Here is an 8,633-nt window from a genome sequence, read left to right as displayed (position 1 = left end):
CAATGGCACCCTGGCCTCACACCTTTAAGCGAGCACCCAATAACGCGAGAACGCCCAGCAAAGTAACCAGCCGAGAGATCGTAACAACGGAATCCAACACCACTATCGCTCGGTCTCCGAGCGATTCCAGGGCCTCAGGGTCGCTCATGAACTTGTTTAGCTTCCGCTGGGTCCGTGTGATCGGAAGGCCCCGCATTTGAGGCCGCCCTAGTTTCTCCCAAACCAATGGATGGCGTTCCTTGATCCGGCGAAAAATGAGCTCCTCTGCCACAGCCCAAATCGGACCAAAAACAAAGATTGCAATCATTCCTAGCGATTCCATTAATGCCCCCATTCGCGCGCTCCCAGTGGATAGACATATACGGGAACCGTGCCAGCTAACCCAACGCCACCACCAAAGAGAACCTCCGCTCTGCCAAGGTACTTGTTTTCCAGCAGCACGCTAAGACCACCCCCCCACCCCCGCCCCCCGAAAATCGAGAATCCACTCGACGGCTCGTTCCCAAATCCCGCGTTTTGCAAAAAAAAGAACAGGCCGCCAGCAACACTGGGAGTGCCCAGACCCGATTGCACCGACGCCTCTAACTTAACCACTGTCCAAGGTTGCCAAGAAGCTTCCCCCACCAAGAGGAGGGGAACCTTTTTTCCTAAAATAGGAAACGCGAATGTCACCTTCAGTCCGCCACCAAACACAAGTTCCGGCGCTCTCTCCGTACTCGAAAGACTTTCGGCGCTTCTGGCGACCTCCTCCGGCCGAGCCGCCCGCATGTTCGGGGATGTGGGTGTTGGGAAAAGCGCCGGGGTTTGAGAGAGCGGACGGTTCCAACCAAGGATCATTCGCCATTGCATTTCCTTCACGGACTGCCACGCTTCGCAAGAAAGTTCTTTAGGTGCCCCAGGACACGGGTGTGCCGCCGTAACCGTTACTTGCTCTGAAAACATGTAGCTATTTCCCTGCTGCGCTAAGGGGTCCAAAGCCGCCAAACCCCATGGATCCACGAAATTGGCTGGGTTCCCACTTACGTACGCGAAAAGATTGAAGCTCTGCGGAGAAAAGACATCCCCACGCACGGGATCAGGCGAGAGAAACCTCGCCACCTGCGGGAAATACCAGCGAGCATGCAAGAAGTACAAATCATCGGTGTACGTGCTGGAGGTGTTTTGGTGCTCCAACTCGTACCCCGCAAACCAGCTCCCCTGCAGGCCCGTCGTGGCCGCAGGAAGACCAAAGGGGTAAAAATCGTTGCTGGCCACCACATTCCCCGAACCGTCCGTGATCTTCATGGAACTGCGCGAGTGGTCGCCGGGCACGTAAGCCACCCCAAAAGCCTACACCGAACCCTAGCTTGGAACAACCACTCCAAAGAATGCATCTCGCCCAGCGCAGTGCTATATTCTGAGCATGGCCAGCGCGCCCCTTGCCGAGTTGGCGGAAAGGATTTCCCACTTGGAGGGCTGGAAGGAAAGCCAGGAGCGCTTTGCCCAGCAGCTCGCCACGGAAATGGCCCACATCGGCCACCGCTTGGAACGCCTGGAAGATGCCGTCAAGGGCTTGGAGCAGCGCTGGGACGAGCGACTCAATAACCTGGAGCAGCGTTGGGCGCAGCAACTGGCCGCCCTGGAGGATCGGTGGGAAAAGCGCTTTTCTGAGCTAACCTCGCGTCTGGACCGCATGGAGGACCAGTGGGAAAGCCGCTTTGCCGAGCTTCGCCGCAACTTCTGGTGGCTCATGGGCTTTCAGTTCACGATTTTGCTTGCCATCTTGGCGTTGGTCGCTAAGAACCTGTAGCTTTCTCTTTCCAGTGCAAACCTTCCGAGTTTCCCGCTACGGGCTGCTGACCGGGCCCAATGGTCCCAAGTGAACCACGCGGTACTGCTGCTACCTTAAGCCCGCGATACCACCGGCAAAAACCTTCCCCCTGCCCAAGCCGTGTCCTTTTCCCAAAACACCTGCCAGCTGTTTGAAGAAACACCGTAGCTGTAGGTGACTTCCCGCAGCACCTCACCTGCCAACCCCCGCAAGCTCAAGGTGTAGCAGGAAAGGTTTTGATCCCACTCCAACATGCGCTCTCCTGCCGCCGTGTACGCAAACCGCCGAGAAAGCCCATTCCCTTGCACGCCGGTCATTTGGTTTACCACATCCCAAGTGTAGCTGAAACCTGCCCACAAGCTGAGGTTTCCCGAAGCGTCATAGCTTGCCCCCGCAAGCCGGTTGGTGCTCCCCAAAACGGGAAGCGTTCTCCCCGCGTAGTTCGTGAGGTTGCCAAAAGCATCAAAGCTGTAGCTTTCATCCGCCAGAATGCTCGTCCCTTGTTTCCTCTGCCAACGTCTAAGCCGGCTCACCCGGTCGTACCCGCACTTCCGAACTTGCTGTGACACACGCCTTTGGCTTAGAAGGCGACGTCGGATCGCAACGGCCTGTGAGTTCGAAGAGTCCACCACGTAGGAAGTGGCCAGCTCCTAGCCCTTGACGGACCGCCCCACCCGCTCAACGCCACTGGCGTGAAGTAAGACGTTCACCTTAGCATCTTCAGCGAATCCTAACTCTCTGAAGAGAATTTTGGCGATCTCGTGTGCCTCTTCTGCGCTAACGATATTTTGCACCTCCAAAAACCGGGGGCACTCAAGTGATTCGGTTTCAACCATCGTGAAGTTTACGCCGTGGTCCGTAAGAGCACGCGCAATCCCCTCGAAGTAACAGCGAGACCATGGAGCGTCCGGGAAGTCCAGCACCAGAAAGCCACCGCCTTTATTATCAGTTGCCTTGCGAAACTGGAGGAACCTGGACGATTTCCCGTCTTCCAAAATCAGAAAGGAACCATCTCTGGTGACCTTTAGCAAGAATTCAAGATGACGACGCAAATCTCGTATAAGCACATTGCGGAAACGCGCGCGTCCGGCCGGCCAGAAGAAAAGCAGAAGTAACGTCAGGATAACAAGTGCAGCGATCAAGCAGCCGCTCATCCGTGCCTCCAGGAACGCGCGAGTTTCACCATCCCACAAGGAATCGCGCCGCCTGACCAGCCCCATAGCCCACCCTGTAGGCCGCGGGCCCGGGAGGGACCGAAAACGGAATCGGGCCGTTATTAAACCCGTGCACCCACCCAGCTAGGAACCAACTGACCGGAGCGTTCGATGCCCGAAACACGAGCGCCTGCAAAGTGGGCCCGCTAAAGCGACCCGTGACCGGGTCGGAAAGCTGAAGGTATCCGCCCGCACCGGTTTTCAGGGCGATTGGAGGAACGGCTTCAATTGCCATGCCCCCCGCAACAATCACAGTTGCCTCGCTGACAAGCATCGTCATGCCGCTGGTAACTGGCTCAAGCTTGCCAACTTCGCGGAGAATGACCAGCGTGGGGTCAGACTGTCCCGCAACCCAGTGGTTCCGCTGAGTAGGGCACACGGCTCCAGCAAAAGAACCACAGTTGCCCGAAAAACTCCAGCGGTACCGATCCAAAAGCATCTGCAGTTGCATTTCCTTGAAAGCCTTCCAAGCTTCGCAGGAAACCCCCGCAGGTGCCCCAGGGCAAGGGTCCGCAGCATTAACGTCTACGCACACGTCGGTCTTGCATTCTTCCTTATTTCCACTTGCCACCGCACCTGAAGCCATCAAACCCCAAGGATCTTCAAAATTGATGGGATTGCCCCTGACATAGGAAAAGAGGTTGAAGCTTTGCGGCGAAAGCACGTCCCCCCGCACGGGATCGGGGGAAAGGAAGCGGGCCAAATACCCTGTGTAGTACCTGGCGTGCATGTAGTCCACATCATCCCAGCTGCGGGTGAGATTGCCCAGATCCCGCTGATGCGCCGTGAAACGATGCCGTTCCCCATCTTGCATCCCGGCAAAACGATCCATTCCCCACGGGTTGTGATCAAAGGTCTTCATGCGTTGCCCACAACGGTTCGTCACCATCCTCGGCGATCCTAAGCGATCCACATGGTAGTGCTGAATCCCTTGATTTCGCGAAACGCTGGCAAGAAGCCTTCCCCCTGCCCAAACCGTGTCCTTTCCCCAAAACACCTGCCAGCTGTTTGAAGAAGCACCGTAGCTGTACGTGACTTCCCGCAGCACCTCGCCTGCCAACCCCCGCACGCTTACAATGTATCGGTTTTGATCCCACTCCAACATGCGCTCCCCTGCCGCCGTGTACGCAAACCGCCGAGAAAGCCCATTGCCTTGCATGCCGGTCATCTGGTTCACCACATCCCAAGTGTAGCTGAAACCTGCCCACGAGGTGAGGTTTCCCGAAGCGTCGTAGCTTGCCGAGGCCAGCCGGTTGGTGGTGCCTAAAACGGGAAGCGCTCTCCCCGCGTAGTTCGTGAGGTTGCCATGGATGTTGGGGTTACAGAACAACGAGTCTTTGCCACAACGGCGCCGAAATAAGGCTCTTCACAGGCGAGTAACGGCATTCATCACGGCTTTGCGGGCTCCCAAGTAAGCCCGCGCCATAGGTCCACTTCCCAATCGATCGGGGAGTGCGGTGGCCGTTTTTCCAAAAACGTAAGGCCATCCTCTGTCGCCAAACTGCACCAACCCCACGGGAGACGCTCCTCCTCAACTGCCTTCCGGAGTTTTGCCAAAACCTTCATTGCCCGCGCATACCACGCAAGTAGGTTGCCGTGTGCTTCCCCTTCCCCGCAATCAACCCCGCCGAGCATCTTCGTCGAACGGCCACCGCCACCGAAGAGGCGGAAAACAAAAGCCGGTAGCCGCTCGCCAGGTCGGTACAGGTAATCGTCACACTTCAGTGTCGCTGGGAACGTAAGATCGTCGATGGCTTCCGCCAGTGCGTTGAGCTCGCTAAGACCCCCCGTCTTGCAGGCGAGCTCCGTAACCCGCGACGTCCGGAGTATTTCCTCCAGAGCCTCTCGGTACTCCGACTCCGGATCCCGGCTGGTCTGACCCATCTCGACCCACCGCGCGACAAGAACCGTTTCCGCCGGACAGTCGCCGGTGCGCCCCAAATAGAACCAAAGCGGTCCTTTGTGTTCTTCACCCACGTAATAGTCACTCCAAACCACCAGCACACTGCCGCGCAGGATCAACTCATCAAGGGCCGGATCCTCGGGATGCTTAATCCAAAGCTTCTCCCAGGTGAAGGCTCGCAAAGCGTCAAGAGGCGCAAATAGATCCACAGCTGCAACCGAAGCAGAGCGGTAGACCGAGGGAACCGGCTCATTGCGGTAGAAAATAGCTGTACTAGGTGGCGCAAGCCTGTTCGCCCACCAGGGCTCGCCTTTGCTGCCCCCATCCCCTGCCACGAATTGTTGCACAGCGCCTACGCTTCGGCCTGCGCTTTGCTCGGGTGTGGGGGCTTCCTTAGCCACCGAGAGGCGCTCGGTTTTTCTCGCGGGTACGCTGGCCACGGTGCAACAAACCATCAAAACCGAAAAAAGCGGCAGTACAAAAAGCGTGCGCATCGTGCACCCCCTTCAATTACCACCAACTTCCCGCAACTACCTCAAGGTTAATCCCCAATTGCTTATCGTAAGCCGTAACGCCCTCGTAGTGGAATACGAGCATAAAACGAATTTGCCCGTCAAAAACGCTCTTAAGTGATGCAATATCGTTGCTCGAAGGCCACCGACTGTCGTACCATGGGTGCGTGTGAGCAACGGCAAGATAGTCCCATACATCTACACGAGGCAAAGAAAACGTCACCCGATCGCGTTCCCCAGGCTTAGACGCGCCAGAAAATCGAAAAACAATGGCACCAGTAGACCTCACCCTGATAATGTATCCTGATGCCTCTCTGCCTGTCGATCGATTCAGCGCGTTCCTTTCAATAAAAGGATAAAACGCGTTCCTGATACTTTCCATCACCCCGGGTGCCTGGAGAAAATCAAGGATGCTCTGCCGCGCCGCTTCCACTTCTCCTGGGGCAACCGTCGCCCTCGCCGCTATGGCCGGGCCCGCGTAAAGGGTAACAGTCGCCGAAGGCCCAGGCTCAAACAGGGCTTGCCAAACCGCGAGGCTTTCAAAGAGCCGCAGCTCTTCCGCAACCCGCGCCATCGCTTGCTCGCGGCTAGTCGTCAAAAAGTTCGCTGCTCTCCCATCGGGATCAACACTATTGACAGGGTTCCCCACCACGTACGAAAACAAATTAAACGACTGGGGTCTTGGAGCATCCCCCCGCACGGGATCGGGGGAAAGGAAGCGGGCCAAATACCCTGTGTAGTACCTGGCGTGCATGTAGTCCACATCATCCCAGCTGCGGGTGAGATTGCCCAGATCCCGCTGATGCGCCGTGAAACGATGCCGTTCCCCATCTTGCATCCCGGCAAAACGATCCATTCCCCACGGGTTGTGATCAAAGGTCTTCACGCGTTGCCCACAACGGTTCGTCACCATCCTCGGCGATCCTAAGCGATCCACATGGTAGTGCTGAATCCCTTGATTTCGCGAAACGTTGGCAAGAAGCCTTCCCCTTGCCCACATGGTGTCCTTTTCCCAAAAGACTTGCCATGAGTTGCTCGAAGCACCGTAGCTGTACGTGACCTCCCGCAGCACCTCGCCTGCCAACCCCCGCAAGCTCAAGGTGTAGCGGGAAAGGTTTTGATCCCACTCCAACATGCGCTCTCCTGCCGCCGTGTAGGCAAACCGCCGCGAAAGCCCATTTCCTTGCATGCCGGTCATCTGATTTGCCACATCCCAAGTGTAGCTGAAACTTCCCCAAGAGGTGACGTTCCCCGAAGCGTCGTAACTTGCCGAGGCCAGCCGGTTGGTGGTGCCTAAAACGGGAAGCGTTCTTCCCGCGTAGTTCGTGAGGTTGCCAAAAGCATCAAAGCTGTAGCTTTCATCCGCCAGAATGCTCGTCCCTTGTTTCCTCTGCCACCTCGTCAGCGGCGAAAGCCGATCGTCGGTGAAAGTGTCCTCTTCCACTTTCAGGGCATCAGCCCCCAGCTTGGTGATGTTCTGGCACCAGGATCCGAGATCGCCCGTTTTTCCCCGCGCCGAGCCGCTACCCTGCTGCGTCCACGAAAGCCCCAGCACACGCTAAGACAATCATCAAGCAACGGACCAGCCCAGGGCCCGCCACAACTGGAAAAAACTACCCGCCGCCAAGAACGCCTTAATTAGCGTAGCGGATTTCGCCCCAAAAAACTTGACAAAAAGGGGAACAAAGAAAATGCCTCGGCGCGCAAAGAACACCTCAAGAAGATTCCAATAAGACGCTAATACCAGGAACGCAATCGCGTATTTCTCGCCGCTGCCGGTAGGATTGCTCGCGGCAAGCAGCTCAAAAACACATACAATTGTCGAAACCCCGAGCCAAAACCCACCGCTAAACAGAAGATAGCCCCGTCGCGCCTTATCTGGCCAAAATCGAGCACCCGAGACTACGCCAAACAGCGCTGAAAGAGGTTCGGAGCCACTACGGACACGAAACGACTTTCCGGAAATCCACAAACACCAGGCTGCCAGTAGCCACAAAAACAAGGTTGGGACTATTATTTCCTTCGATGCCATGTTCCTCATCCCCTTAGTAGTTCGTCACCCACCCCGGCGGGAAGAAAAACGAGGGACCGAAGTGTAAGGAAATGCCAACAACTCCGCCGCTTTTGCCGAACAGAACTTCAATACCCGGAAGGCGACCCACCCCTGGCCACCCAAACCCCAAGCCAACCGACGGAGGATCTAAAGCGCGCAAGCGATCGGACCCAAAGGAAACGTAAAGATCAGCACCCACGACCCAGGATTGGGTGTTCGGGGCTACTCCTTTCACGAGACTACCAAAGGCCCACGTGCCATCCCCATGAGCCCCCCACTGGTCCGCAGACCACGACCAACCGCGGTAAAAAAGGCTGGCGCTCACCCCTATATCCGTATTTGCTGCAATCGCGTCAAACAAGCGCCGAAGAAACACAAACCCATGACTTGATATTCGCTGACCAGCAAACGCCGCACGATCCTGCATCGCCGCCCACGCGTAAAGCTCAGCCATCTGCTGTTGCCGGAAGTAATCCGAAGGTACACCACCAGCCCGCTCGGCCGGTGCGGTCACAGTCACGTTGTCAGAATACCCGCAATGCTCTTCTCCGTCCTCCCCAAAAACACAGATGCGCCCATCAGGAAGTATCCGGTACCCAGGACCTCCCCCCGACCCACCACTGGCCGCCAACCCCCACGGATCCACCAAGTTCGTGGGATTCCCACCGACGTAAGCGAAGAGGTTCAAGCTTTCCGGCGAAAACACTTCCCCCCGCACGGGATCGGGGGAAAGGAAGCGGGCAAGTTGCGGGAAGTACCACCGAGCATGCAGGAAGTACAAATCATCGGTGTAGGTGCTGGCCGTGTTTTGGTGCTCCAACTCGTACCCCGAAAACCAGCTCCCCTGCAATCCCGTCGTGGCCGCAGGAAGACCAAAGGGGTAAAAGTCGTTGCTCGCCACCACGTTCCCCAAACTGTCAGTGACCTTCCGAGGACTGCCCAAGTGATCCGAATGCACGTACTGCACCCCAGAAGCATACACCGACGCCACCCGCTCCCGCCCCACCCACACATCGTCCCGACTCCAGCTCCAGCTCCCGGTGCTCGTGCGGAGGTACACACGCAACGGGTTGCCCCCAAGGTCCCGCAAAAACACCGCCGCCGTCCCACCCAAGTGGTTCCGCACCGCAATCCGCTCCCC

The 8,633-nt window shown here is 57.2% G+C and carries 9 protein-coding genes; 1 reads left to right on the top strand and 8 read right to left on the bottom strand.

Annotated elements, in window-relative coordinates; translation table 11 throughout:
- Positions 1-321 precede the first annotated feature (321 nt).
- The gene (locus tag EG19_RS11845) at positions 322-1,320 is read right to left on the bottom strand and encodes an RHS repeat domain-containing protein (protein ID WP_152544061.1); all 999 of its coding nucleotides are present in this window, start codon (positions 1,318-1,320) and stop codon (positions 322-324) included.
- A gap of 82 nt (positions 1,321-1,402) precedes the next feature.
- Between EG19_RS11845 and EG19_RS11840 the strand changes: the two genes are divergently transcribed.
- Positions 1,403-1,789 carry a hypothetical protein gene (locus EG19_RS11840; RefSeq protein ID WP_038050568.1) on the top strand — a complete coding sequence of 129 codons (387 nt, stop codon included), beginning with the start codon at positions 1,403-1,405 and terminating at the stop codon, positions 1,787-1,789.
- A 95-nt stretch (positions 1,790-1,884) separates the two neighbouring features.
- On the opposite strand, the gene EG19_RS13490 is transcribed toward EG19_RS11840, so the two are convergent.
- The 7 genes from EG19_RS13490 to EG19_RS11805 form a co-directional block, all read right to left on the bottom strand.
- Positions 1,885-2,139 carry a hypothetical protein gene (locus EG19_RS13490; RefSeq protein WP_152544060.1) on the bottom strand — a complete coding sequence of 85 codons (255 nt, stop codon included), beginning with the start codon at positions 2,137-2,139 and terminating at the stop codon, positions 1,885-1,887.
- 321 nt (positions 2,140-2,460) lie between these two features.
- Positions 2,461-2,964, bottom strand: a complete 504-nt coding sequence (locus tag EG19_RS11830) for a hypothetical protein (protein ID WP_038050566.1) — start codon at positions 2,962-2,964, stop codon at positions 2,461-2,463.
- Between the two features lie 25 nt (positions 2,965-2,989).
- Positions 2,990-4,192 (bottom strand): RHS repeat domain-containing protein, encoded by a 1,203-nt coding sequence (locus tag EG19_RS11825; RefSeq protein ID WP_235208741.1) that lies wholly within the window; start codon positions 4,190-4,192, stop codon positions 2,990-2,992.
- Positions 4,193-4,413: 221 nt separating this feature from the next.
- On the bottom strand, positions 4,414-5,421 hold the full coding sequence (locus EG19_RS11820) for a hypothetical protein (protein WP_152544058.1): 1,008 nt from the start codon (positions 5,419-5,421) through the stop codon (positions 4,414-4,416).
- 16 nt (positions 5,422-5,437) lie between these two features.
- Positions 5,438-6,994 (bottom strand): RHS repeat domain-containing protein, encoded by a 1,557-nt coding sequence (locus EG19_RS11815; protein ID WP_038050563.1) that lies wholly within the window; start codon positions 6,992-6,994, stop codon positions 5,438-5,440.
- Positions 6,995-7,009: 15 nt separating this feature from the next.
- Positions 7,010-7,471, bottom strand: coding sequence for a hypothetical protein (locus EG19_RS11810; RefSeq protein ID WP_152544057.1), 462 nt, complete (start codon positions 7,469-7,471; stop codon positions 7,010-7,012).
- A gap of 13 nt (positions 7,472-7,484) precedes the next feature.
- A partial coding sequence (locus EG19_RS11805; RefSeq protein ID WP_038050560.1) for an RHS repeat domain-containing protein occupies positions 7,485-8,633 on the bottom strand: 1,149 nt, incomplete at its 5' end.

The sequence above is a fragment of the Thermoanaerobaculum aquaticum genome (genome assembly GCF_000687145.1).
Classification (GTDB): Bacteria; Acidobacteriota; Thermoanaerobaculia; order Thermoanaerobaculales; family Thermoanaerobaculaceae; genus Thermoanaerobaculum; species Thermoanaerobaculum aquaticum.
The sequence above is the reverse complement of the archived record's forward strand: the minus strand, read 5'-3'. Positions and strand labels throughout refer to the sequence as shown.

What these genes read in the sequence shown, in the direction of transcription:
- EG19_RS11840 (WP_038050568.1), top strand. Translation starts at nt 1,403, where the DNA reads ATGGCCAGCGCGCCCCTTGCCGAGTTGGCGGAAAGGATTTCCCACTTG.
- EG19_RS11830 (WP_038050566.1), bottom strand. Translation starts at nt 2,964, where the DNA reads ATGAGCGGCTGCTTGATCGCTGCACTTGTTATCCTGACGTTACTTCTG.
- EG19_RS11825 (WP_235208741.1), bottom strand. Translation starts at nt 4,192, where the DNA reads ATGACCGGCATGCAAGGCAATGGGCTTTCTCGGCGGTTTGCGTACACG.
- EG19_RS11820 (WP_152544058.1), bottom strand. Translation starts at nt 5,421, where the DNA reads ATGCGCACGCTTTTTGTACTGCCGCTTTTTTCGGTTTTGATGGTTTGT.
- EG19_RS11810 (WP_152544057.1), bottom strand. Translation starts at nt 7,471, where the DNA reads ATGGCATCGAAGGAAATAATAGTCCCAACCTTGTTTTTGTGGCTACTG.